Raw genomic sequence first — 24,024 nt, forward strand, 5'->3', positions numbered from 1 at the left:
GTCCGGCGCCGTTCAGGAGTCCGAGTCCGCCACCGGTGCGGACTCCGTGATCCACAAGGGACCGTCTGCGCACATCACCTCTACCCCCTCCGCCGGCCGCAACGATGTGCGCAGAACCCGCAACCGGTGGCCGGCGACCCCGGCCACCGGTCCGGATCGCCCCGAACTGCCGAACCTGATGGCGCGCACCTGGTTGTGGACGTCAATCCTCGGGGCGCTCCAGTCGATCTCTGAGAACTCAGGCTCCATCCACCCCGCGTAGGTGGCCGCACCCTCCTCCTGGGGCGTACCGGGGAATCCGGTCACGGCCTGTGAGAGCGCGACGGGCAGAAGGCGCTCGATGGATCGGTCGACCTCTTCCCACAGCAATCGGGGGACGACATCGTCGCCCAACACGATCCCTGCCTCCTGAGCCAGGATCCCGCCGGAGTCGAAGGCGCTGTCCATCCAGTGGATGCTGACGCCGATTTCCTTGTCGCCGTTCCTGATCGCCCAGTTCACCGGGAGGGGGCCACGGTACTTCGGCAGCATCGACGTGTGCACATTGATGGCACCCAGAGCCGTGGCCCGGAGCACCGTCGACGGCAGCCTCCAAGGGAATCCGTAGCAGACGACGAGATCGGCCCGATACCCCGCGACGATGTGCGGCAGCATGCCCTTCCGCCCCGGAATCAGCAGGTCCACGCCGTCCGGCAGTGCATCGACGATCTCGCCGACGACATCACCCGCACCTTGACGTGTCGGCCCGCCCGGCCGCAGCGACCGTGCGTGCAGGTAGGCGACGGGCGTGTGTCCAGCCCGCTCGCACACGCGGTGGAGGAGGGCGAATCCTTGTGCGGAGTACGAGATGGGGATGACGCGCATACGCAGCCCTTGTGTGTGACCGGCATGAGCCGGGATGTCTCACGCCCCGGTGACCGACGCTCCACCGGTGTTCCGGGGCGACCGTTCGGGGTTCGGGTCAGGGAACGGCCGGTGGAGGCATTCCGGCGACCCGGCGGCTGAAGAAGTCCCCCAACGGCTCACCGGCCTGGTGCATTTCCTGGATCGCCTGCCGGCACCGGAGGATGTCGTCCGGGTCGTCGAAGCGGACACCGCCGGCGAGTTTCCCGTCCCCGTCGTAGAGCACCTCGTACATCACCGAGGATCCGAGGACGACGATCTCCGGAAGCGGGCGCGGCGTTTCGTACGGGAGGATTCCGTTGTCGCCGAGAACTCTCGTGTCCTCTCCGTACTGGGCCTTCAGGTGCAGCAGATGGAGTTCCCACTGGAGGTACGGCGAGATGGGATCTTCCACGCAGCGGACACGGTGGAGGGCGAATCCACTGGCGGCGATGCGCCGGAAGTACTCCTCGTAGTGCCCCCGCTGCCCTTCGAGCAGCGCCAGGGACTCGTCCCAGTGCCCGGCGTGGAAGGCTTCCCAGCTCTCCACCCCGGGTTCCCGGAAGGTCTGCTGGCGTTCGAGCTTCCAGAACCCCTCGGAGCCGGAGTGCCAGAAGTGGCGCCCGAAGTCCTCCGTGTAGTCGTCGAGTCCGAGGCGAAGGCCCGGCCCCTCGGGCCGTGGACTAAGCATCGGGAAGGTCCGTCTTCGCGGCGGCCGCTGTCCGGCGGGGGACGACGACGATCCGCTCGCTGGGGCCGACGGTGAGGCCCGGGGGGAGGCCGGGCAGGTAGGAGTCGGTGAGGTCGCGGCCGACGACGGCGATGTCACCGTTCTCCAGTTCCCAGATGTCCGGGCATCCCTGCTCGCCGCCCGTGGTTCCGAGCTCGGCGGGAGATCTGCCCAGACGGCGGACCGGTGGTGAGGAGGGATCGGGTTCCCAGGGCCGCGTCATGACCGATCTCCATTCAGTCGTGTCGAAGGTAACCAGGATCACATGTGCCGCAACGCCGGGTAACGGCTTCCGGCCAGGCGAGGGCAGCGGCCCACCCCAAGGAGTGGGTCGCCCTGGGCGTTCTGTGCCTCGGCCGACCGTACGCACACCGATCGGGCAGCCCCCGAAGCCGCGAGGCGCGTCAATGGGGCTTCGGTCTGCCCGACCGGTGCGGTGATCACCTGGCTCGTCGCGTTACGGCGGCCTGGATCCGGGATCTACGGCACGCCGTCGTCGTCATCACCGCTCCCGGGCGACGGGCCGAGCCGCAGTTCCGCCCGGACGACCTTGCCGGGGCCGTTGCGTTCGCCGAAACCCCCAGGCGTCCGAGGGCGCACGCACGAGCAGGAGGCCCCTGCCCTCACACGCGTCCACGTCCGGATCCTGTTCCTCCGGTGGCATCTCCGAGGCGTCGTGGACCTCGATGCGGGGACCGTCCTGCACCGGGACGAAGCGGGTCTCGATCTCCCGGCCGGGCGAGACCCGCGCATGCCGACCGGCGTTCGTCAGCAGCTCCGACAGCACCAGCATCGCGGAGTCGGCCAAGGGAGTCGGCCCCAACCAACCGGCTCGAGAACGCGCGTCTGGGCATCTCGCTCGGTGAACTGCGTGACTTGCTGCGGTTCTACGGGGTCGAGGCTCGGCGCAGGTGGATGAAGCCGTCGCCCTCGCGCGGCGGAGCCGGGAACCCGGATGGGTCCAGCGTGCGGGGCTCGCGCCTCCTTCGTACACGGACTTCATCGACTACGAGCGCACGGCCGACTACGTGCGCTCCTTCCAGAACAGCGTGGTCGCCGGACTGCTGCAGACCCCGGACTATGCGAGAGCCGTGCTGTCGGTGCCGCCTTGCACGCTGGGGCAGGACGAGGAGGACGCCCTGGTGACGGCCCGGATGCGATCGCCAGGGCGCATCGCGAGCTGTGACGGGCGGGACTTCAGGAAGGGCCGAAGAGGCATGAGCACTCGTAGATTTGAACGCGCCGCGTGGCGCACGAGTAGTTACAGCGGCCAGGGCGGCGACTGCGTCGAGGTCGCCGATGGGGTCGCCGGCCTGGTGCCGGTGCGGGACAGCAAGGCTGTCCACGGTCCCGTACTGGCCTTCTCCACGGTGAGTTGGAGGCCCTTCGTCGAAGCTGTGAAGAGAGACGACTTCGTCGGCTGATCCCCGCCTGTCCCGGGACCCCCGGTGGGCGCGCGGAGGCGGTGCGGCCGTCACGCCCCCGCGCGGACGATCATCTTCCCCACGTTGTCGCCCCGCAGCGCCCCCAGGAAGGCGGCGGGCATGTTCTCGAAGCCGTCGACCACCGTTTCCTGCGGGACGAGGGCGCCGGAGCGGATGTGGGGGACCGCGAAGTCCTCCAGGAGGGGCTGGGCGTCCGTGTGGTCGCGGACCAGGACGCCTTCGAGGCGGAGGGACTTTCCGACCACGTCGAAGAGGTTGCGGGGGGCGGGCGGGGGTGTGCCGAGGGAGTGGTACTGGGCGATCGCGCCCACCCAGGCGATGCGGCCGAAGTCGCGCAGGGAGCCGATGGCGGCCTCCAGGTGGTCGCCGCCGACGTTCTCGACGGCCGCGTCGAGACCGTCCGGGGCCGCCTCGGCGAGCAGGGTGGGGACCGGGCCGTCGTGGTAGTCGAAGGCGGCGTCGAAGCCCAGCTCCTTCACCAGGCGGTCGACCTTCAGCGGTGATCCCGCGCTGCCGACGAGGCGGCCCGCGCCCATCAGCCGGGCGAACTGGCCCACGGCCGTGCCGACGCCGCCCGCCGCGGCGGACACGAAGAGGTCCTCTCCCGGCTGGAGGCGCAGCGTGCGGGTGAGGGCCACGTACGCGGTGAGGCCGGTGCCGCCCAGGACGGAGAGGTGGGCGGTGAGGGGGACACCGGCGTAGCGCGGCAGCACCCGTACGGACGAGGCCTCCACCAGGGCGTGGGTGCGCCAGCCCTTGCGGTGCAGGACGAGGTCGCCGGGGGCGAGGGACGGGTCGGCGGAGGTCAGGACGCGGCCGATGGTGCGGCCTTCGAGTGGTGCGTTCAGGCCCCACCAGCTCTCGCCGCCGGGAAGGCCGGCCTGGTCCATCAGTTCGCGCATGTAGGGGTCGACGGACAACAGGACGTTCTCGACGAGGGCCGTGCCGGGCGACGGGGCGTCGAGTACGTGCTCGGTGAGGGCGAAGTCCGACAGGGACGGGAAACCGGAGGGGCGTGCAACCTGGTGCACGGCCTGTGCTGTGATCGTCATGGCCACGACGCTACGGAGGACGTCCGGGCTCGGGCAGACCGTAACGCTCATGGCTCCACCGCTGGACATGAAAGGCGCTCATGGCCGAACTCACCCCCGCCGAGCTGCGCATTCTGCTGTCCGTGCGGGACGAGGGCGGCTTCACCGCCGCCGGGACCGCCCTGGGCCTGACCCAGTCCGCCGTCTCCCACGCCGTTCGCGGCATGGAGCGCAAGCTCGGCGCGGTCCTCTTCGACCGCGCCCGCACCGGGGCCGTGCCCACCCCGGCCGGTGAGCGCGCCGCCGGGCACGCCCGCCGGATCCTGCGGCTGTACGAGGTGATGGCCGCCGAGGTCCGCGCCGACGGCGCCACCGGCGCCGCGCTGTCCGGTCCGCTGCGTGTGGCCGCCTTCCGCAGCGCGGCCCTCCACCTGCTCCCGGACGCCCTGGAGCGGTTGACCCGGCGTCACCCCGGCCTCGTCCCGGAGGTCCGGGTGGTCCGGGACATCGGGCCCGGCCCGGCCGGTGAAGCGGCCGACGGGCGCGCCGATCTGGCGATCGCGACGCTCGGCGGCTCCACGCCCCTGCCGGCGGGACTGATCACCGGCGATCTGCTGGAGGAGCCGTACGCCCTGGTCCACCCCCGCGGCCATCCGGCTCCCCGCACCCTGCCGCTCGTCGACTGGCAGGAGAACTGCTCCTCCTACACCGCCGCCTGGTGGTCCGCCCAGGGCTGGCTGCCCCCGGCCACCGTCACCGCCGAGGACGACGGAACCGTCCTCGCCCTGGTCGCCCAGGGCCGGGGCATGGCCGTCATGCCCGAACTCTCCCTGCGCGACGCACCCCCCTCCGTCGAAACTGTCGACCTCGGCCCCGACCGCCCCACCCGCCGCATCGGCTACGCCGCGACACCCGAACTGGCCCGCACGGCAGGGGTCCGCGCGCTCGTACGGGAACTACGAGCGGCGGGGGTGGGGCGGCCGTCCCGCGGGTGATGGGGCAGGGCGCGTCCGGAAGGGGATCTGGCGCGGTTGGGCCCAGGACACTGCTGCCGGGAACCGCGCATGCATGCCACCGGCCGGCCGCCGAGGTCTGCCCGGACCGGGCGTGCTTCATGACGTCGTGCGGCGCCCCGGGTCGCGCGTCAGCAGATCGGCGAAGCGGGGCAGGCCGGCCTTCGCGAGGCGGGCGACGGCTTCGGCGCGTGTCACCGGCGGGTTGCGTTTCTCCCGGGCGAGCCTGAACACGGTGTCGGCCACTTCATGGGGTAACTCGTCGTACAACTCGCACAGATAGGAATCCGGGTCGATCACCCGCAATCCGTGCTCGGCCAGGCTATCGGCAGGGAAGTCGGAGAGATTCCAGGTGATCAGCGCGTGCGCGCCCGCAGCCACCGCCGCTGCCGCATGGTGCCGATCGTCGGGGTCGTCGCCCGGCATCTCGTCGACGAGGTGTTCATAGAGCGCCGCCGGGATCTCGCAGTCGGCGAAGAAGCGCCGAACGGTCCGGGCGACCGCGGCGGCAGACTCCGGGGAACGTCCACCCTCCCGAACGATCACCCGCTCCCATTCGGCGAGCAGTCTCTCGGACCACACGATGTCATGGACGGAGTCCTCGGTGAGGGCCAGCACCAGGTCCATCACCGAGAACGGAAACAGGACGTTCGTATCCGCGAAGACCCGCGTTGCCACGCTCCCCCTCTTCCTTCCGTTGCGCTGCCGATGGCACGCGCATCAATCGGACGGGCCGGTGTCCGCCAGAGCTTCGGCGATCTGGCGCCGTCCCTCCCTGCGGCGCTCGCGGCGCTGCTGGAACGCGAGTATGTCGGCGAGGCGAACCACGCGGTGGCTGCTGCCGGGGAGGTTGGTCGAGGGGATGTCGCCGGCGTCGAGCAGGCGGGCGACGAAGGGGCGGGACAGCCCCAGGAGCTCGGCCGCCTCGGCGGGGGACAGCTGCACCTCGGACGCCAGGACCGTCACCGCGTGCCCACGGGCCAGCTCGCCGGCCGAGGTCAGAAGGAGATGGATCAATTCCTTCGGCAGGAACAGTTCGGCACCGTCCGGAGTCCGCATCAGCAGTTCGACGGAGTCCGGTGCCATCCGGGCGGTCGCGGCGAGGGCCTGCTGGTGGGAGGGGTCCGGTTCGACCCTCTCGGCGTGGGCGAGAACGCTGGAGCGAGCCATGGTCGCCTCCGGTCACTGGCTTCTGCGCGGCTACATCTGAAATAACTGTAACCAGGGGGTCCGGTGCGGGCAACCCCGGAAGGGTGCCTCCGCCCTGTCCGGGGCGACGTGCGGTGGCCCCGAGTGCGTCCCGGGCCCGCCGCAACCCCGCCCCACCCCCACCCCACCCCTACTCCCGGTCGCATCGGCACCCCTGATTCCGGGAACGGAGGGCCCCTACGCGCGGGTACGTCCGTTCACTGGTGAGTACGTTCCCTCCCCCCAGCATTGGACCGTCCTCATGACCAGCTCCCCGAGCGAGAACAACACGAACGGACCGGAGACCAGAGCGGGCCGCAAGGAGTGGATCGCCCTCGGCGTTCTGCTGCTGCCCGTGCTGCTCGTCTCCATGGACCTGACCGTCCTGTACTTCGCGATCCCCTCGATCAGCGAGGACCTGCGGCCGAGCAGCGGCCAGCAGCTGTGGATGATCGACATCTACGGGTTCGTCCTGGCGGGGGTCCTGCTCACGATGGGCGCGCTCGGCGACCGCATCGGGCGCCGGCTGCTGCTGCTGATCGGGGCCGTGGTGTTCGGCGCGGGCTCGCTGCTCGCGGCGTACGCGAACAGCCCGGAGATGGTGATCAGCGCACGGGCGTTCCAGGGCATCGGCGGGGCGACGCTGATGCCGTCCACGCTGGCGCTGATCCGGAACCTGTTCCCGGACCAGACGCAGCGGCGCACCGCGCTGGCCGTCTGGTCGACCGGGATGGCGGCGGGCGCGGCGCTCGGGCCGGTGGTCAGCGGTGCGCTGCTGGCCGGGTTCTGGTGGGGCTCGGTGTTCATCATCAACGTGCCCGTGATGGTGCTCCTGCTGGTGGCGGGGCCGTTCCTGCTGCCGGAGTTCAAGGACCGGGCGGCCGGAAGGTTCGACCTGATCAGCGCGGTGCTGTCGCTGGCCGTGGTGCTGCCGGTGATCTACGGGTTCAAGAAGATCGCGGTGGACGGGTTCTCGGTGACGTACGTCGTCGCGATCGTGGTCGGGCTGGCGATCGTCCCGGTGTTCCTGCGGCGTCAGCGCACCAGCAGCGACCCGATGGTCGACGTCTCGCTGTTCCGCAACCGGGCGTTCGGCGCCTCGGTCACCGTCAACATGCTGGCGTGCTTCACCCTGGTCGGGTACTCGCTGTTCTCCACCCAGTACATGCAGTCCGTCCTCGGCATGAGCGCGCTGAAGTCGGCGCTGTGGACGATCCCCGGCACCATCGCCGTCGGCGCGGTCGTGCCCGTCGCCACCGTGCTCGTACGGACCGTGAAACCCGCCGTCATCATCGCGAGCGGTTTCGGGCTCGCCACCGTCGCCCTGCTGATGCTCACCCAGGTCCCCGACGAGGACGGCCTCGTTCTCATCCTCATCGGCATCATCGCGCTCGCCGTCGGGCTCACCCCCGTCCTCACGCTCGTCACCGAACTCGTCGTCGGACAGGTGCCGCCGGAGCGCGCCGGGACCGCCTCCGCGCTGCTCCAGACCTGCCAGGAGCTGGGCGGCGCCCTCGGGGTCGCCGTCCTCGGCAGCATCGGCGCCTCCGCCTACCGCAACAGCTCCGCGCTCGACGGCCCGGCCGGGGTGCCGGCCTCCGCGCTGGACCAGGCCCGCGAGACCATCGGCGGTGCGCTGGCCGCGGCGGCCCGGCTGCCCGGCGAGGCGGGCGGGAACCTCGTCGACGCGGCGCGGGCGGCGTTCACCACCGAGGTGCACGCCGCGTCGCTGGCCGGAGCCGTCGTGATGGCCGGGGCGGCCGTGGTGGCCGTCGTCGGGCTGCGCTCCGTCCAGCACGACAACGCCACCGCCACGGCCGGAGCCGACGCCGTCGATCCGGACGCCGGTTCCGGCGCCGGGGAGCCGGTGGCCGAACGGGCGGTACGGGCGTCCGCCTCCTCCGGAGCCCAGGAGCCCGGCGCCGGACTGGCGTAACGCCCTCCGGGCCGGCTCGGGCCCGCCCGGCACCCCCACCCCTCACGGGGCCGGGACCAGCCGTCCAGGGACGCATCCCCCGTCGTCCCCGGGCGGCTTCCCCATGCCCGGACTCGGCCAGGAGGAACAGGAGTTGACGGGTGCGACCTAAGGGTCCGGCTGGGGTCGGTTCTGGGGTCCGGTGGCCGATTCGCGTCCATAGCATCGCTTCGTGTTCGAGCACTCGCTCGAACGGCCGGGCACCAGGCTGGAGGAATATCCGCATGTCCCTGCTGGCAACCGATTCTGCCGAGGCGGCACGGTTCCGCGCCTACGGACCACGGCAGCTCGACGAGATCGCCGACCGCCACGGCCTGCCCGCCGACCTCCGCGAGACCGTCCGACTGGTGTCGATGGTGCTGCCGTTCCGCGTCAACGCCTATGTGCTGTCGGAGCTGATCGACTGGGACCGGATACCCGACGACCCGATGTTCCAGCTGGTGTTCCCGCAGAAGGGGATGCTGACCGAACAGAACGAGCGCGATCTCGCCCGGCTCTCCGCCGACCCGTCCTCCAAGGTCGCCCTGCGCGCCCTCGTCCAGCAGATCCGCGGCCGGCTCAACCCGCACCCCTCCGGGCAGAAGGCGCTCAACGTCCCCAGCCGCGACGGCGTCGAGATCCCCGGACTCCAGCACAAGTACCGCGAGACGGTGCTCTACTTCCCGAGCCAGGGCCAGACCTGCCACGCGTACTGCACCTACTGCTTCCGCTGGGCCCAGTTCGTCGGCGACAGCGAGCTGCGGTTCGCCGCCCCGGACCCGCGCGGGCTGATCTCCTATCTGGAGGCCCACCCGGACGCCGGCGACGTGCTCGTCACCGGTGGCGACCCGATGGTGATGACCACCGAACGGCTGCGCGGCCATCTGGAGCCGCTGCTGTCGCTGGAGAGCGTGCGGACCATCAGGATCGGGACGAAGTCCGTGGCGTACTGGCCGCAGCGCTACGTCACCGACCCCGACGCGGACGACGCCCTGCGGCTCTTCGAGAAGGTCGTCGCCTCCGGGCGCAACCTCGCCGTCATGGCCCACTTCAGCCACCCCCGCGAACTGGAGACCGACCTCGCGCGCCGCGCGATCGCCCGCATCCGGTCCACCGGAGCGCTCGTCTACTGCCAGGCGCCGCTGATCGCCAAGGTCAACGACGACGCCCGGGTGTGGGCCCGGATGTGGCGGGCCGAACTCGCCGCCGGGGCCGTGCCGTACTACATGTTCGTGGAGCGCGACACCGGCCCGCACGACTACTTCCGGGTGCCGCTCGCCCGTGCCGCGGAGATCTTCCGCGACGCCTACGCGACCCTGCCGGGCCTCGCCCGTACGGTGCGCGGGCCGGTCATGTCCGCGACGCCGGGCAAGGTCGCCGTCGACGGGGTCGTGGAGCGGGCCGAGGGGCTGTTCCTCCAGCTGCGGATGCTGCAGGCCCGCGACCCCTCGCTGGTCGGCCGCCCGTTCCTCGCGCACTACGACGCCGACGCCGCCTGGCTCGACGAACTGCGCTACGACCACTCGGTGCCCGAGGACATCGCCCGCGCGGTCGTCGGCCCGGTCCGGTCCGGCGAACCCGAACTCTTCGGCAGCCGGGCCGTCGCCCCGGCGGGGAGGCGGTCATGAGCGGCAACGGCATGTCCCCGAACCTGGCGCTCAACCAGCTGGTCGCCGAACGGCAGGCCGCCGGTGAGCCCCTGGTCCACCTCGGCTTCGGCGAATCGCGGCTGCCCGCCTTCGCCCCGCTGGTGGAGCGGCTGGCGGCCGGGGCGCGGCGCAACGCCTACGGCCCGGTGGCCGGTTCGCCCGCGGTACGGGCCGCCGTCGCCGGGTACTTCGACCGCCGCCGGCTGCCCACCGACCCGGACCGGATCGTCGTCGCCCCGGGCAGCAAGCCGCTGCTGATGGCGATCGGGCTCACCGTCCCCGGCGATGTGCTGCTGCCCCGCCCGGCCTGGAACACCTACGCCCCGCAGGCCCGGCTGGCCGGCAAACGGCCGATCGCGGTGCCGATCCCCGAGGAGTGCGGAGGGGTCCCGGACCCGGCCGTGCTGCGCGAGCACATCCGGGCCGCCCGCCGGCTCGGCCACGACCCGCGCGTCATGATCCTGACCCTGCCCGACAACCCGACCGGCACGCTCGCCCCGCCCTCGGTGATCCGCGCCCTGTGCGCGATCGCCGAGGAGGAGGACCTCGTCATCGTCTCGGACGAGATCTACCGGGACGTCGTGCACGACCCGGACGCCGACTACCTCAGCCCCGCCGAGGTGGCGCCCGAGCGCACCGTCGTCTGCACCGGGCTCAGCAAGAGCCTGGCGCTCGGCGGCTGGCGCATCGGCGCGGCCCGCTTCCCGGACGGCCCGTGGGGCGCCTCGGTGCGCGACGGGGTGGTCTCGGTGGCCAGCGAGGTCTGGTCGACGCTCGCCGGGCCGATGCAGGAGGTCGCCGCGTACGCCTTCGGCGAGCCCGAGGAGATCCGCGAACGGCTGCGCCGCAGCGCCCGGCTGCACGGCGCCGTCGCCCGCGAGGTCCACCGGATCGCCGTCGGGGCCGGGGCCCGCTGCCGGCCGCCCACCGGCGCGTTCTACGTCTACCCCGACTTCGAGCCGGTCCGCGAGGAGCTGGGCAAGCACGGGGTGACCGACTCCGCCTCGCTGGCCCGGCGGATGCTCGACCACGGGATCGTGGTCCTGGCCGGGCACCTCCTCGGCGACGAGCCCGGCGCGCTGCGCTTCAAGTGCGCCACGAGCATGCTCTACGGCGAGACGGCCGCCCAGCAGGAGCAGGCGCTGGCCGCTCCGGACCCGGTCGCCCTGCCTCATGTGCGCGCGGTGCTCGACCGGGTGGAGGCGGGCTTCGGGCGGCTTTTATGACGGCCGTCCCGTGGGGCGTGTAAATGAGACCGGCCCGACCGGGAAATGAATTCCCTGTCGGGCCGGGCGGGGTCGCACTTTCTCAGGCGGCGGCTTCTGTCTTGGTGATCAGGGTATTCCAGAGGATATCCGGGCTGGCGAAATTCTCCAGCTTCAGGGCGTCGTCCAGGAAGCGCACGGAATAGGCGCTCTCCAGCGCCGCGAGCAGCTCGATCGTGCCCATCGAGTCCAGCCCGAGTTCCTTGAGCTGGGAGTCGTCGGACAGTTTCTCGCCCGGCGAGAGATAGGGCAGGAACGGACGGATGACGGCCTCGAAGGCTTCGTCCCAGGTGTGATTCGCGAGTTCTGGCATAAGGGAATGATGAAGGCGCCCGTCGACGGCTGTCAATGTGTCACGGAAAGGTCCCGGGAATGTCCGGGAAGGTCGCTTGAATGTCCCGATCAAGTGCCGGGGAATGAGGAGCGGAATGAATTCAATGGCGTCGGGGGCGCTGCACGCGCGCTTCCTGCGGGGGCTGGAGAAGTCCCCGGACGGTGTGGCGGTCCGGGTGGGCGAGGACACCGTCGACTACACCACGGCCCATGAGACGGCACTGGCCTGGGCGGGGGCGCTCCTGGCCGCGCCCGGCGGTCCGCCCGGCGCGATCGGCATCCTGACCGGGCGCGGCACCACGGCGTACCTGGCGATCCTGGCGAGCCTGTACGCGGGCCTGCCGGCCGTGCCGATGCCGGCCGACTTCCCGCCCGGGAAGATCGTCTCGATGCTGGACGCGGCCCGGGTCTCCGCCCTGGTCGTGGACGAGGAGGGTGCGGCGCTGCTGGCCGGCGGTCTCGGCGCGGAGCTGGGCGAACTGCCGGTGCTGGCACCCCATCTGGACGCGGCGGGGGCGCGGGAGCTCGCCGGTGCCTCGGGACTGCCGGTGCTGGTCGCCGGTGCGGGGACCGCCCTGGCGGAGCCGCGGTCCGTGACGCCCGAGGACGTGGCGTACATCCTGTTCACCTCGGGGTCCACCGGCCGTCCCAAGGGGGTGCGGCTCACCCACGGCAACACGGCGCACTACTTCGCGCTGATGGACGCCTGGTACGACTTCACCGCCGACGACGTCTTCTCGCAGGCCGCCGGGCTCAACTGGGACTCGGCCGTCTCGGACCTGTGGTGCGCCTGGGCGGCGGGTGCCCCGCTGGTGTCGGTGCCGCCGCACGCCTACCGGGACCTGCCCGGTTTCGTGGAGGCCCACGGCATCACGGTGTGGTTCTCGGCGCCGAGCGTGATCTCGCTGTCCCGGCGCACCGGCCGGCTGGTGCCCGGTTCGATGCCGTCGCTGCGCTGGACGTACTTCGGCGGCGAGGCCCTCCAGTTCGACGACACCGACGCCTGGCAGCGGGCCGCCCCGGGCTCGGCGGTGATCAACGTCTACGGGCCGACCGAGATGACGATCACCACCCACCGCCACCGCTGGTCGCCCGAGGAGTCGACGCGGCTCGGCGTCAACGGGGTCGTGCCGCTCGGCCTGCTCCACGACGGCCACGGCGAACTGCTCCTGGACGAGCGGGGCGCGGAGGCGGAGTCCGAGGGCGAGCTGTGGCTCTCCGGCCCGCAGCTGTCCGCCGGGTACCTCGACCCGGAGGACGGGCGCGGCAAGTACCTGGAGCGGGACGGGGCACGGTGGTACCGCACCGGGGACCGGGTGCGCCGGCTGGCCGGGGGCGAGCTGGTCTACCTCGGCCGGATGGACTCGCAGGTGCAGGTGCAGGGCTACCGCGTCGAGCTGGCCGAGGTCGAGCACGCGATGCGCGGGGCCTGCCCGGTGTCCGGGGCGGTCGTGGTCGGCGTACCGGTGGCCAACAGCACCGAGCTGGTGGCGTTCTACCTCGGCGAGGAGCATCCGCCGCGGGAGTTCCACCGGGAGCTGGCCGCCGTCCTGCCGCCGCAGCTCATCCCGCGCCACTACCACCGGCTGGACGAGTTCCCCCTCAACACCAACAAGAAGACCGACCGGCTGGCGCTCACCGCGCTGGCCGCCGAACGGCACGGCGCCCCGGCGCCGGCCCCCGTACCGGCGCACGCCGCCTGAGTCCGGCGCGGGCCGCTCAAGAGGCCCGCGCCGTTCGAGACCCGCCCCGGTGGGCCGCCGCCCCTCGGAGCCTTCGCACGTATCTCCGGAACCACCGTCACCACCGTCCTCAGGAGGACAGTCAGTCATGTTCACAAGACTCCGGTCGTCGCACCGAACGGCCCGCAGGTTCACCCTGTTCGCCGCCGTGGCGATGGCGACCACCCTCGGCGCCGCCCCGTCCCAGGCGTGCGTGCCGCAGGCCGAGTGGTCGACCGGCGGCCACGACCTGGCCAACAGCCGTTCCGCCTCGGCCGAGCACACGATCACCACGGCCAACGCGAGCCGGCTCAAGGCCAAGTGGACGTACGCCACGCACGGCGACGTGTCGGCGACGCCGGCGGTCGTGGACGGCGCGGTGTACTTCCCCGACTGGGGCGGCTATCTGCACAAGATCAACGCGAAGACGGGCCAGGAGATCTGGTCGCACAAGGTCTCCGAGTACACCGGTGACCCGGCCTCCGTCTCCCGGTCCAGCCCGACGGTCGTCAACGGCAAGGTCTACATCGCCGACTGGACCAAGGCGCTGCTGATGTCGGTGGACGCCCGGACCGGGAAGCTGGTCTGGAAGAACGAGATCGACACGCAGTACAAGGCCGTGCTGACCCAGTCGCCGGTCGTGCACAACGGGGTCGTCTACCAGGGCGTCTCCTCGCGCGAGTCCGAGGGCGCCTACGACCCGTCGTACCCCTGCTGCACCTTCCGCGGCAGTGTGAACGCCATCTCGGCCGCCACCGGCAAGGTGCTGTGGCGCCAGTTCACCACCCCGGACAACGGCGGCAAGCCGGGCGGCTACAGCGGCGTCGCCGTCTGGGGCACCCCGGCCCTGGACCCGTCGACGAACACGGTGTACTTCACCACCGGCAACAACTACACCGTCCCGCAGTCCGTCTCCGACTGCCAGACGGCCGGCGGCACCCCGCCGACCTGCTACGCGGAGGACAACTACGTCGACACCGTGCTGGCCCTGGACATGACCACGGGCAGGATCAAGTGGCACACCGGCGCCAAGCGGTTCGACGCCTGGAACACCGGCTGCCTGCCGGGCCTGCCGCCGAACAACTGCCCGCCGAACCCGGGCTACGACTACGACTTCGGTGACGGCGCGCACCTGTTCACGATCAAGGGCGCGGACGGCCGCCCCCGCAAGGTCATCGGCGCGGGCGAGAAGAGCGGCGAGTACTGGCTGATGGACGCCACCACCGGTGAGGTCGTCTGGAGCGCGGCGGCCGGTCCCGGCGGACACATCGGCGGCATCGAGTGGGGCACCGCCAACGACGACAAGCGGATCTACCTCGCCGAGGCCAACTTCAACCGGCTCGACTACCAGATGGCCGACGGTTCGACGACGAACCGCAGCTCCTTCGCCGCGCTCGACCCGCAGACCGGCAAGATCCTCTGGCAGGTCGAGGACCGCACCGACGGCTTCGCCTGGGGCGCCCTGACCGCCGCGAACGGCGTCGTCTTCGGCGGCTCCACCAGCGGTCACATGTACGCGTTCGACGGCGCCACCGGGCAGTACCTGTGGGAGTTCACCGCACCGTACTCCTCCAACGCGGGCCCGGCCGTCGTCGACGGCACCGTCTACTGGGGCAACGGCTACGCCCGGTTCGCGGACGGCGCAGGCACCACGGGCAGCAGCACCGAGGGCACGTTCTACGCCTTCACCGTGGACGGCAAGTAACCGACGCACGGGAGGGGCCGGCGCCTTCGGGCGCCGGCCCCTCCCGTCGTGTGCGGGGCGGTGCCGATCAGGCGGCCACCGGCATCCGGCGCCGCTCCGGCCGCATCGCCGACCGGGGCGTCACCGGGAGCACGCGGAAGTTCCGCGTGGTGCAGCCGACCCGGGTGAACAGCCCGTCCGCGCCCGAGACGCACAGCCGCTCCACCCCGGCCTCCTTCAGCGCGTCCACCACCGACGGCCAGCGCACCGTGCGCACGAAACCGTCGAGCAGCATGTCCCGGACGCCCTCACCGGTGGTGACCGTCCGGCCGTCCTGGTCCGCGATCACCGGCAGCCGGGGATCCGACCAGGTCAGCGGGGCGAAGATCTCCTCGGCGACCCGGTCGCGCAGCCCGTCGAAGAGGTACGAGTGCATCGGCGGCTTCATCGTGTACATCGCCATCCCGCCGAGCGCCCGGATCCGGCGCTGGAGCCACTCCAGAACCGATTCGTGGACGGTGAGCATGGTGAAGTCCTCGTCCACGACGCAGGAGACGTCGCTCCACTCGCCGCGCTCCTCCAGCTCCCCGCGCAGCAGCTCCACGCCCTCCCGGCCGACCCGGGCGATCGACTGGGTGACCAGGGCGGGGTGCTCCCGGGTGAAGTAGTCCTCCATGGTGTCCGCGAGCCGGGCGGTCATCGTCACCGCGTCCTCGAAGCCGAGGACCCCGGAGTGGACGGCGGCGGCGCGGGCGCCGAAGCTCGGCCCCGTCACACAGACCGGGTCGATCCCCATCCGCTCGGTCGCCCAGCGGCCGAGCGCCAGGCAGTTGACCACGAACGAGATCTGCCCGTAGAGGGAGTAGTCGCCCTCCGCCCGCTGGTAGCGGTCGGCCAGCCGGTAGCCGAGGGTGTCGTCGGCCCGCGCGAACAGCTCGCGCGCGTACGGGTTGACCAGCATGAACCGGCCGACCTCGGAGAAGGCCGTCGGCTGCATGCCGGGGAAGACGATCGCCGTCTTCGGCGCTCCGGCGCCGTGGGTGTGAGTGTCCATGCGCCGAGCGTGGCCCGCGCCCGGCGCCGGGAGCACCCCTGCCGCCCCCTGAGTCGGGGAGCGCGCACGGCGGCGCAAGCGAACCTTAAGCGCGGTTGCGGAGGATCGGCGGGAACGAGGGCCGCACCATCCACGGGCCCGCAGACGCGAGGGGATGCCGCGGATGTCAGAGTCACGCTTCGCCACCTTCACCGAACTGCTCCGCGACCGCACGGCCGAACTCGCCGACGAGGACGTGCACGTCTTCCTCCGGGACACGGCAGCCGGGCCGGTGGCCGAGCACCTCACGTACGGAGAGCTCGACCGCGAGGCGAGACGGATAGCCGCCAGCCTCCAGGACTACGGCGTGGCCGAGCAGCCGGTGCTGCTCGCCTACTCCTCGACCGTGGAGTTCCTGAAGGCCTTCGCCGGCTGCCTGTACGCGGGCGCCGTCGCGGTGCCCGTCCCGCTGCCGGGCGAGGCCGGCCGCGACAAGCGGCTCAACCGGACCACCGCCGTCCTCAAGGACACCGGTGCCGCGGTCGTCCTCACCGAGACCTCCGCCGCCCCCGAGGTGGCGCTCTGGCTGGCCCGCAACACCCGCTCGACCGCGGAGTGCCTGGTCACCGACGTGCCCGAGATCGGCGACCCGGAGGCCTGGCGGCCCGTCGCCGCCCGCGCGGACGACCTGGTCTTCCTCCAGTACACCTCCGGCTCGGTCTCCGAGCCGCGCGGCGTCACCGTCTCGCACCGCAATCTGCTGGCCAACCAGGCGAGCCTGCGCACCCTGCTGCGCACCACCCGCGAGGACGTCTTCGGCAGCTGGCTGCCCTACTTCCACGACATGGGCCTGGTCGCGCATCTGCTGCACCCGGTCTACCTCGGCAGCCACAGCGTGCAGGTCACCCCGCTCTCCTTCGTGCGGCGCCCGCTGCGCTGGCTCCAGGCCATCGACCAGTACGGCGTCACCGTCGGCGGCGGCCCCAACTTCTGCTACGACCTGTGCGTCCAGCGGATCAAGGACGAGCAGATCGCCGCGCTCGACCTGTCCCGCTGGCGCCTCGCCCTCAACGGTGCCGAACCGGTCCGCGCCGAGAGCCTGGACGCCTTCGCCGAGCGCTTCGCGCCCGCCGGCTTCCGCCGCGAGGCGCTGCGCCCCTGCTACGGACTGGCCGAGGCCACCCTCGTCGTCTCCGGCGGCGTGCCCGGCACCCCGTACACGCGCATGGAGTTCGACCGCACCGCGCTGGAGCGCGACCAGGCCGTCTCCACGCAGGCGCCCGAGGCGCGCCGGCAGACGCTCGTCGGCAGCGGCGCCCCGGTGGACATGGAGGTGCGCATCGTCGACCCGCTGACCCACCACGAGCTGCCGCCGGGTGCCGTCGGCGAGATCTGGATCCGCGGCTACAGCGTGGCGCGCGGCTACTGGCGGCGGCCCACCGAGACCGTGCGGACCTTCCGGGCCAGCCTCAACGACGAGGAGAGCAACTTCCTGCGCACCGGCGACCTCGGCGTCCTGGAGGACGGCGAACTGTTCGTCACCGGGCGGCTCAAGGAAGTCATCATCATCAACGGCCGCAACGTCTACCCGCAGGACGTGGAGTGGGCGGCGCGGACCGTGAGCCCCGCCCTGACCTTCGGCGCCGGGGCCGCGTTCTCCGTGGACGCGGGCCGTGAGCACCTGGTCCTGGTCCAGGAGGTGCGCGGGGTCGGCGCGACCGAACTGCGGGCCGTGGCGCAGAAGATCCAGGCCCTGATCGGCCGGGAATTCGAGATCCCGGCCGGGAACGTGCTGCTGGTCCGCCCCGGCACGGTCCGCCGCACCAGCAGCGGCAAGGTCCAGCGCACCCTGATGCGGACGCTCTTCCTCGACGGGGTGATCCGCGGCGAGTACGAGGTGCTGAGCCCGGACGTATGGGCGCTGGCGCGGGCCGAGGACGTGCTGTTCGGAGGGGACCTGCTGCGGCCGGAGGGAGCCGACGGAGGACGGCGGTGGTGACGTCCCCGACCACCGGGCCCCCGCGCGCCACCGGCGTGCCGACGGCGTCCGGCGGTGCCGCGCCCTGGCGCGAGAGCGCCGTACGGGCCCGGGTCGCCGCGCTGGAGGATCTGCTCGGGGACCCGTCGGACCCGGCCAACCCGGCCGGCTACGGCGCGCTTCTGGAGGCGGACCGGGCCGAGGTGCCCTTCGCCCAGGGGGAGGCGCTGCTCGACGCGTTCGGGATCGTCGACGAGTACGTGCCGCGGTCGCTGGGCGGCCGGCTCGACGCGATGGACACCCTGGTCCGGGTGCTGCGTCCGGTGATGCGCCGTGACGTGGGCCTGGCCATCGGGCACGGCATGACGACGTTCATGGCCGCGTCCGACGTCTGGACGGTGGGCAGCGACCGGCAGCGGGAGTGGCTGGCCGGGCTGCTGCGCGCCGGCGGCCGGGCGGCGATCGCCCAGCACGAGACCGCGCACAGCAACGACTTCGTCCGCAGCCAGGTGACCGCGCGCCGGGGGCCCGGCGGCTATGTCATCAGCGGCGGCAAGCCGATGATCAACAACCTGGAGCGGGCCGGGGCGCTCGTGCTGTTCTGCCGGACCGACCCCGCGCCCGGCAGCCGCAGCCACTCCGTGCTGCTCCTGGGCCCCGACGAGCTGTCCGACGCCCGTGCGGTCGTCACCGGCCGCCGGATGCCCGTCGGGCTGCGCGGCTGCCGGTTCGGCGCCGTGGAGTTCGACGACTGCGCCGTGCCCGAGTCCGCGCTGCTGGGCCCCGAGGGCAGCGGCATCGAGACGGCGCTGCGCTCCTTCCAGATCAGCCGCACCGTGTTCGCCGCGACCGCCGTGGCCGCCCTGGACACCAGTCTGCGCACCGCCGTGCGCATCGGCCGGGAGCAGACCGGCGGCTGGCACGGCCGGGCCACCGACGGCAGCCGGACCGGCGCGGCCGTCACCAACGCCTTCGTCAGCCTGCTGCTGTACGACGCCCTCGCCGTGGTCGCCTCGCGCGCCCTGCATCTGCTGCCCGCCGAGACCAGCGTCAGCTCGGCGGCGCTCAAGTACCTGATGCCCCGCATCCTCACCGAGTCCATGTACGACCTGTCGATCGTGCTGGGTTCGGACTTCTACACCCGCGAAGGCACCCTCGGCATCTTCCAGAAGCACGTGAGGGACCTGCCGCTGCTCACCCTGGGCCATGCCGGCACCGTTGCCTGCCAGGCCACCGTCATCCCGCAGATGCCCCGGCTCGCCCGCCGCTCCTGGTTCGTCGAGGAGGAGGCGCCGGCCGGGCTCTTCCGGCTGGACGGGGACCTGCCGCCGCTGCGCAGCGACCGGCTCGCCCTGGCCTGCGGCCGTGACTCGCTGAGCGCCTCGCTGCTCGCCGTCGCCGCGCGCATCGAGGGGCACGGCCCGGTGGAGCGCGCCCTGCGCACCCTGGCGGGGCTGCTCGTCGAGGAGTTCCGGGACGTACGGGGCCGGGTGCTCGGTCTTGAGGCGGCGAGCGGGAGCAGCGCGCAGCCGGCCCGGTTCGCCCTGATGGACCGGTACACGCTGCTGCTGGCCGCCGCCGCCGTGCTCGGCGTCTGGGACCAGGCGCGCTACGGCAGCGATCCGTTCCTGGCCGATCCGTGCTGGGCGGCCGCCGCGCTGCACCGCATCTGCGGGCGGCTCGGCACCCGCGTCCCCGATCTCCCCCCGGAGTGCGAGACGCGCATCCGGCACGAGGTCCAGCTCCGCTTCTCCACCCGGACCAGCTACGACCTCTACTCGACCCCGATCCCGGGCTGACCGAAGGAGTCCCGCCATGACCATCCCCACCGGCCGGTCCACCGCGCCTGCCGACACCGCGAAGGCCGACGGCGTGTACGAGTGGCTGTCGGCGCGCCTCTCGCTGTACCTGCGGCGCGCGGCCGAGTCCATCGACCCGGTTGTGCCGCTCGCCGAGTACGGCATGGACTCGGTGGCCGCGCTCAGCCTCTGCGGCGATCTGGAGGAGGAGTTCGGCCTGGAGGTGGAGCCGACCCTGCTGTGGGACTTCCCGACCGTCTCGGCGCTGGTGCGCCATCTGACGGCCGTGCTGCCGGACGCCCCGGCGGACACGGTGAGCGCGCGGGACCCGCGCTGATGGGGGACATCGCCGTCGTCGGTATCGACTGCGCGTTCCCCGGGGCGGCGGGCGTGCGGGCGTACTGGGATCTGCTGATGGGCGGCCGGGCCGGCACCGGCCCGGTGCCCGGACAGCGCTGGGATGCGCGGGACTTCCCCGCGGTCGGTGACAGTGGCGGCTTTCTGGACGACGCCGATGTCTTCGACAGCGACTTCTTCTCCATCACCCCGCGCGAGGCCGCCGCCATGGACCCGCACCAGCGGCTGCTGCTGCCGTGCGCCTGGCGCGCGCTGGAGGACTCCGGGCGGGCGCCGGGCGGGCTCGCGGGCAGCGGCACCGGGGTCTTCGTCGGGGTGATGGGCGGTGAGTGGGGCCGGCTGACGATGAGCGATCTGGCGCAGGTCACCCCGCTGCTCGGTTCGGGCAGCAGCGCCGGGATGGCCGCCAACCGCATCTCGTACCACTTCGACTTCACCGGTCCGAGCCTCGCCGTCGACACGGCCTGCTCGTCCTCGCTGGTGGCCGTGCACCTGGCCGCGAACTCGCTGCTGTCCGGGGAGTGCGACACCGCGCTGGCCGGGGGCGTGAACGTGGTGCTGTCGCCGTCGCTCGGGCTGGTCTACGGGCAGCTGGGGCTGGCCGCGGCCGACGGGCGGTGCAAGCCGTTCAGCGCGGAGGCGGACGGGATCGGCCGCAGCGACGGCGTGGGCCTCGTGGTGCTGCGCCGGCTGGACGACGCGCTCGCCGACGGCGACCGGATCTACGCGGTGCTGCGCGGCAGCGCCGTCAACCAGGACGGCCGCAGCAACGGCATGATCGCCCCCAACCGCTGGTCCCAGGAGCGCGTGCTGAACGCCGCCTACCGGCGGGCCGGCGTCGACCCGGCCGAGGTCGCCTTCGTGGAGGCGCACGGGACCGGGACCGTGCTCGGGGACGCCATCGAGTGCGCGGCCCTCGGCTCGGTGCACGGGGTTCCGCGCGAGCGGCCCTGCGCGCTCGGCTCGGTCAAGGGCAACCTGGGCCACACCGAGGGCGCCGCCGGGATCGCGGGGTTCATCAAGACCGCGCTGGCCCTGCACCACCGGATCGTCCCCGCCAGCCTCTTCGCGGAGCGGGAGAACTCCCGGCTGCGGCTCGCCGAGCGCGGACTGCGGCTGCTGAAGTCGCCCTCGCGGCTGCCGCGCGGCGAGAACATCGCCGGGGTCAGCAGCTTCGGCATGGGCGGCACGAACGCCCACGCCGTGCTCGCCACCGCCCCGCGCGCGCCGCGTCCCGTCCCGGCCCGGTCCCGCGCGGACGCCGGGGCCGCCGGGGTGTTCACCGTCACCGCCGACACCGCCGAGGCGCTGTGCCGCAACCTCGCGGCCCAGGCCGACGCCGTGGCGGCCCGTGCCCCGGGCGGGACGGCGGCCCTGTGCCGGACCAGCAACCGGGTCAAGACCGGGCTGCCGCACCGTTTCGCGCTCACCGCGCGCGACACCGGCGAACTCGTGGCCGGGCTGCGCCGGGCCGTGGAGCGGCGGACCCCCGCGCCGGGCGTGCCGGGCGCGGCCGGGGACCGTCCGTGGGGCCGGCCCGTGGTGGCGTTCCTCTTCACCGGGCAGGGCAGTGAGTACCCGGAGATGACGGCGGCGCTGTACCGCGAGTCGCCGGCCTTCCGCCGCCGGCTCGACGAGGCCGACGCGGCGGTGGCCGCGCATCTGGGTGCCTCGGTGCGCGACGCGCTGCTGGGCGAGGCGGAGTACGCGGACGCGGGGGAGTGGACGGACCGGCCGGAGCTGGTGCAGCCCGCCCTGTTCGCCGTGGAGTGCGCGCTCGCCGCCACCCTGACCGCGCTGGGTGTCGTCCCGGCCGCCGTGCTCGGGCACAGTCTGGGCGAGTACGCCGCCGCCGTGACGGCCGGGGTGCTGGACCTGGACGAGGGGGCCCGGCTGGTGGTCCGGCGGGCCCGGCTGACGGCCGCGCTGCCCCCGGGCGGCACCATGATCTCCGCCACCGCCGGGCCCGAGGTGCTGGCCCCGGCCCTGGCCGCCGAACCGGACGTGGTGGCCGCCGCGCTCAACGGGCCCGCCGACACGGTCCTTTCGGGCCCGAGCGGGGCACTGGCGAGGATCGCCGGGGAGCTGGCCTCGCTCGGCATCCGGACGAAGGAGCTGTCCGCCCCATACGCCTTCCACACCCCGGGGATGGCACCGGTCGCCGCCGGGCTGCGGAAGGAACCGGTGCGCTGCGCGCCCGCCGCGCTGCCGGTGGCCTCGACCCGCTACGGCCGGATGCTCCACGAGGAGCCGATGGACGCCGCCTACTGGGCCGGGCAGACCGAGGAGCCCGTGCTCTTCGACGCCGCGCTCGGCGCGCTGGTGGACGCGGTCGCCCCGACCCATCTGATCGAGATCGGCCCGCAGCCGCAGCTCAGCCGGATCGCCGCGCGCGCCGGCCGGCTGCGCGGCGCGGAGCTGCTGCACCCGGTCCCGGGCCCCGAGGCCACCGGCCGGGAGCTGGCCGAGACGGTCGCCGCCTTGTACCGCTGCGGACTCGACCCGGTCTGGGAGGAGCTGTACGCGCCCGGCACCGGCACCGACGAAGCGCTGGCCCCCTATGTGTTCTCCTCCGCGCACCGCTACTGGGACCGGCCTCCGTCGGCGGTCGCGCCCGAACCGGTGCGGAGCGCCCCGGCCCCCCGCGCTCCCGAGGCGGCACCCCACCCCGTTGTTTCACGTGAAACGGGCGACGATGCCGTACTGGACGCCGTGGTCGAGGCGGTGACCGAGGTCGGCGGCTACCCGGTGGAACGGGTGGTGCGCGAGGCACGCTTCCACGAGGACCTGGGCTTCGACTCGGTGATGATCATGCAGTTGAAGAACCGGGTGGAGGCGCGGCTGCCGAGGGTCGGGGAGGTCTCCGTCCAGCAACTGCTGCCCGCACTGCGCTCGGTCGGCTCGCTCGCCGAGTTCCTGGACGGCGTGATCATGGCGAGGTCGGCATGACGGCCGTCCATGTCGCCGCGACCGGCACGGCCCTGCCCGGTGAGCCGGTGGACAACACCGTGCTCGGCGCGATGCTGGGCGTCAGCCGGGAGTGGATCGACCTCTTCGTCGGCACCCGCACCCGCCACTTCGGCTGGGACCCGGTCACCGGTGAGGTGCGGGGCTCGCTCGCCGATCTCTGCGCGGAGGCCGCCGCCCAGGCCGTGCAGGCCTCCGGACTCGGCCTCGCCGACATCGAGTTCCTGGTGCTCGCGACCGCGACGCCGGACACGCTGCTGCCGACCACCGCGACCGAGGTCGCCGACCGGCTGGGCCTGGACCATCTGCCCGTCTACCAGATCCAGGCCGGCTGCTCCGGAGCCGTGCAGGCCCTCGATCTGGGCCGCAGCCTGATCGCGGGCGGGCGGCACGCAGGCATCGTCGTCGGCGGAGACGTCACCCACCGCTTCCTGTCACCGCACCGGGACACGGCGAAGATCCCCACCGGGGAGCTCGTCAACTACGTCCTGTTCGGCGACGGGGCCGGGGCGGCCGTCCTCACCGGCGAACCGGAGGGCGAGCGGATCGCCGTCCGTTCGGTCCTCAACTCCTGGACCGGGCGCGGCCGAAAGCCCGGCCAGCTGCTCGACTGGTACGGCACCACCGACCGCACCTCGGACCGGCCGATGCTGGCCGAGGACTACAAGGCGATCGAGGAGCATGTGCCGCCGATCGCCTCGGAGATCCTCTGGGAGCTGCTGAGCGGGCTCGGCTGGGAGCTGGACGACCTCGCCTTCCTGCTGCCGCCCCAGCTCTCCGAGCGGATGACCGCGCGCATCGTGGACCGGCTGCCGACGACCACCGCCCGGCAGATCCACTGTGTCGCGGACACCGGCAACACGGGCAACGCGCTGCCGTTCCTCCAGCTCGACCGGCTGCTGCCCGAACTGAAGGAGGGCGACCGGGCGGTGGCCCTCTGCGTGGAGTCCAGCCGGTGGATCCGGGCCGGTTTCGCCCTGGAGAAGGTGTGAGGT

Annotated in this window: 21 protein-coding genes; 12 read left to right on the forward strand and 9 right to left on the reverse strand. The window is 72.6% G+C overall.

The features are described 5' to 3' along the window. Positions 1 to 12 precede the first annotated feature (12 nt). The 4 genes from ACFVDM_RS02075 to ACFVDM_RS02090 all read right to left on the reverse strand — a co-directional run bounded on the left by ACFVDM_RS02075 (position 13) and on the right by ACFVDM_RS02090 (position 2,615). Positions 13 to 864, reverse strand: a complete 852-nt coding sequence (locus ACFVDM_RS02075) for a methionyl-tRNA formyltransferase (RefSeq protein WP_383631703.1) — start codon at positions 862 to 864, stop codon at positions 13 to 15. Between the two features lie 97 nt (positions 865 to 961). Beyond that, the gene (locus ACFVDM_RS02080) at positions 962 to 1,573 is read right to left on the reverse strand and encodes a DUF6879 family protein (RefSeq protein WP_383631705.1); all 612 of its coding nucleotides are present in this window, start codon (positions 1,571 to 1,573) and stop codon (positions 962 to 964) included. Further along, positions 1,566 to 1,835 (reverse strand): hypothetical protein, encoded by a 270-nt coding sequence (locus ACFVDM_RS02085; protein ID WP_383631708.1) that lies wholly within the window; start codon positions 1,833 to 1,835, stop codon positions 1,566 to 1,568. The genes ACFVDM_RS02080 and ACFVDM_RS02085 overlap by 8 nt, the downstream gene beginning before the upstream one ends. Before the next feature lie 279 nt (positions 1,836 to 2,114). Further along, positions 2,115 to 2,615 carry an ATP-binding protein gene (locus ACFVDM_RS02090; protein WP_383631711.1) on the reverse strand — a complete coding sequence of 167 codons (501 nt, stop codon included), beginning with the start codon at positions 2,613 to 2,615 and terminating at the stop codon, positions 2,115 to 2,117. Between ACFVDM_RS02090 and ACFVDM_RS02095 the strand changes: the two genes are divergently transcribed. Further along, complete coding sequence (locus ACFVDM_RS02095) at positions 2,524 to 3,036, forward strand: Scr1 family TA system antitoxin-like transcriptional regulator (RefSeq protein WP_383631714.1); 513 nt, start codon at positions 2,524 to 2,526, stop codon at positions 3,034 to 3,036. The two genes, ACFVDM_RS02090 and ACFVDM_RS02095, sit on opposite strands and share 92 nt — an antisense overlap. Before the next feature lie 50 nt (positions 3,037 to 3,086). Here ACFVDM_RS02095 and ACFVDM_RS02100 read toward each other — a convergent pair whose 3' ends face one another. Continuing rightward, positions 3,087 to 4,109, reverse strand: a complete 1,023-nt coding sequence (locus tag ACFVDM_RS02100; protein WP_383631717.1) for an NADP-dependent oxidoreductase — start codon at positions 4,107 to 4,109, stop codon at positions 3,087 to 3,089. Positions 4,110 to 4,189: 80 nt separating this feature from the next. On the opposite strand from ACFVDM_RS02100, the gene ACFVDM_RS02105 reads away from it, so the two are divergent. Next, a complete protein-coding gene (locus ACFVDM_RS02105) occupies positions 4,190 to 5,083 on the forward strand; it encodes a LysR family transcriptional regulator (protein ID WP_383631720.1) in 894 nt (297 codons plus the stop codon). Positions 5,084 to 5,200: 117 nt separating this feature from the next. On the opposite strand, the gene ACFVDM_RS02110 is transcribed toward ACFVDM_RS02105, so the two are convergent. After that, positions 5,201 to 5,779: a PIN domain-containing protein gene (locus tag ACFVDM_RS02110; RefSeq protein WP_383631723.1), complete on the reverse strand. Its 579-nt coding sequence runs from the start codon at positions 5,777 to 5,779 to the stop codon at positions 5,201 to 5,203. Between the two features lie 42 nt (positions 5,780 to 5,821). Then, on the reverse strand, positions 5,822 to 6,271 hold the full coding sequence (locus ACFVDM_RS02115; protein WP_383631726.1) for a helix-turn-helix domain-containing protein: 450 nt from the start codon (positions 6,269 to 6,271) through the stop codon (positions 5,822 to 5,824). 280 nt (positions 6,272 to 6,551) lie between these two features. Between ACFVDM_RS02115 and ACFVDM_RS02120 the strand changes: the two genes are divergently transcribed. From ACFVDM_RS02120 to ACFVDM_RS02130, 3 genes are all read left to right on the forward strand, one after another. Next, positions 6,552 to 8,225 carry an MFS transporter gene (locus tag ACFVDM_RS02120; protein WP_383631729.1) on the forward strand — a complete coding sequence of 558 codons (1,674 nt, stop codon included), beginning with the start codon at positions 6,552 to 6,554 and terminating at the stop codon, positions 8,223 to 8,225. A 263-nt stretch (positions 8,226 to 8,488) separates the two neighbouring features. Beyond that, the gene (locus ACFVDM_RS02125; protein WP_383631732.1) at positions 8,489 to 9,871 is read left to right on the forward strand and encodes a KamA family radical SAM protein; all 1,383 of its coding nucleotides are present in this window, start codon (positions 8,489 to 8,491) and stop codon (positions 9,869 to 9,871) included. Further along, positions 9,868 to 11,118, forward strand: coding sequence for a pyridoxal phosphate-dependent aminotransferase (locus ACFVDM_RS02130; RefSeq protein WP_383631735.1), 1,251 nt, complete (start codon positions 9,868 to 9,870; stop codon positions 11,116 to 11,118). The genes ACFVDM_RS02125 and ACFVDM_RS02130 overlap by 4 nt, the downstream gene beginning before the upstream one ends. A gap of 82 nt (positions 11,119 to 11,200) precedes the next feature. Here the strand turns inward: ACFVDM_RS02130 and ACFVDM_RS02135 are convergent, their stop codons facing one another. Further along, positions 11,201 to 11,470: a phosphopantetheine-binding protein gene (locus tag ACFVDM_RS02135; protein ID WP_383631738.1), complete on the reverse strand. Its 270-nt coding sequence runs from the start codon at positions 11,468 to 11,470 to the stop codon at positions 11,201 to 11,203. 115 nt (positions 11,471 to 11,585) lie between these two features. Here ACFVDM_RS02135 and ACFVDM_RS02140 point away from each other — a divergent pair, with 115 nt between their 5' ends. Then, positions 11,586 to 13,193: an AMP-binding protein gene (locus tag ACFVDM_RS02140; RefSeq protein ID WP_383631740.1), complete on the forward strand. Its 1,608-nt coding sequence runs from the start codon at positions 11,586 to 11,588 to the stop codon at positions 13,191 to 13,193. Between the two features lie 127 nt (positions 13,194 to 13,320). Next, positions 13,321 to 14,916, forward strand: coding sequence for a PQQ-binding-like beta-propeller repeat protein (locus ACFVDM_RS02145; RefSeq protein ID WP_383631743.1), 1,596 nt, complete (start codon positions 13,321 to 13,323; stop codon positions 14,914 to 14,916). 67 nt (positions 14,917 to 14,983) lie between these two features. Here the strand turns inward: ACFVDM_RS02145 and ACFVDM_RS02150 are convergent, their stop codons facing one another. Further along, positions 14,984 to 15,949: an ACP S-malonyltransferase gene (locus ACFVDM_RS02150; protein WP_383631745.1), complete on the reverse strand. Its 966-nt coding sequence runs from the start codon at positions 15,947 to 15,949 to the stop codon at positions 14,984 to 14,986. A gap of 154 nt (positions 15,950 to 16,103) precedes the next feature. On the opposite strand from ACFVDM_RS02150, the gene ACFVDM_RS02155 reads away from it, so the two are divergent. Genes ACFVDM_RS02155 through ACFVDM_RS02175 form a run of 5 tightly spaced genes read left to right on the forward strand, consistent with a single transcriptional unit; the run spans position 16,104 to position 24,021 of the window. Beyond that, on the forward strand, positions 16,104 to 17,927 hold the full coding sequence (locus ACFVDM_RS02155) for a fatty acyl-AMP ligase (RefSeq protein WP_383631748.1): 1,824 nt from the start codon (positions 16,104 to 16,106) through the stop codon (positions 17,925 to 17,927). Further along, positions 17,924 to 19,705, forward strand: a complete 1,782-nt coding sequence (locus ACFVDM_RS02160; RefSeq protein WP_383631751.1) for an acyl-CoA dehydrogenase — start codon at positions 17,924 to 17,926, stop codon at positions 19,703 to 19,705. Before ACFVDM_RS02155 ends, ACFVDM_RS02160 begins: the two co-directional genes overlap by 4 nt. Before the next feature lie 16 nt (positions 19,706 to 19,721). Next, complete coding sequence (locus tag ACFVDM_RS02165) at positions 19,722 to 20,042, forward strand: acyl carrier protein (protein ID WP_383631754.1); 321 nt, start codon at positions 19,722 to 19,724, stop codon at positions 20,040 to 20,042. Further along, entirely contained in the window at positions 20,042 to 23,011 is a 2,970-nt protein-coding gene (locus ACFVDM_RS02170) for a type I polyketide synthase (RefSeq protein WP_383631757.1), read from the forward strand. The genes ACFVDM_RS02165 and ACFVDM_RS02170 overlap by 1 nt, the downstream gene beginning before the upstream one ends. After that, positions 23,008 to 24,021 carry a 3-oxoacyl-ACP synthase III family protein gene (locus ACFVDM_RS02175; protein ID WP_383631760.1) on the forward strand — a complete coding sequence of 338 codons (1,014 nt, stop codon included), beginning with the start codon at positions 23,008 to 23,010 and terminating at the stop codon, positions 24,019 to 24,021. Before ACFVDM_RS02170 ends, ACFVDM_RS02175 begins: the two co-directional genes overlap by 4 nt. The last annotated feature ends 3 nt before the right edge of the window (positions 24,022 to 24,024 follow it).

Origin of the sequence: Streptomyces sp. NPDC057682, from assembly GCF_042799575.1 — a bacterium.
Lineage (GTDB): Bacteria > Actinomycetota > Actinomycetes > Streptomycetales > Streptomycetaceae > Streptomyces.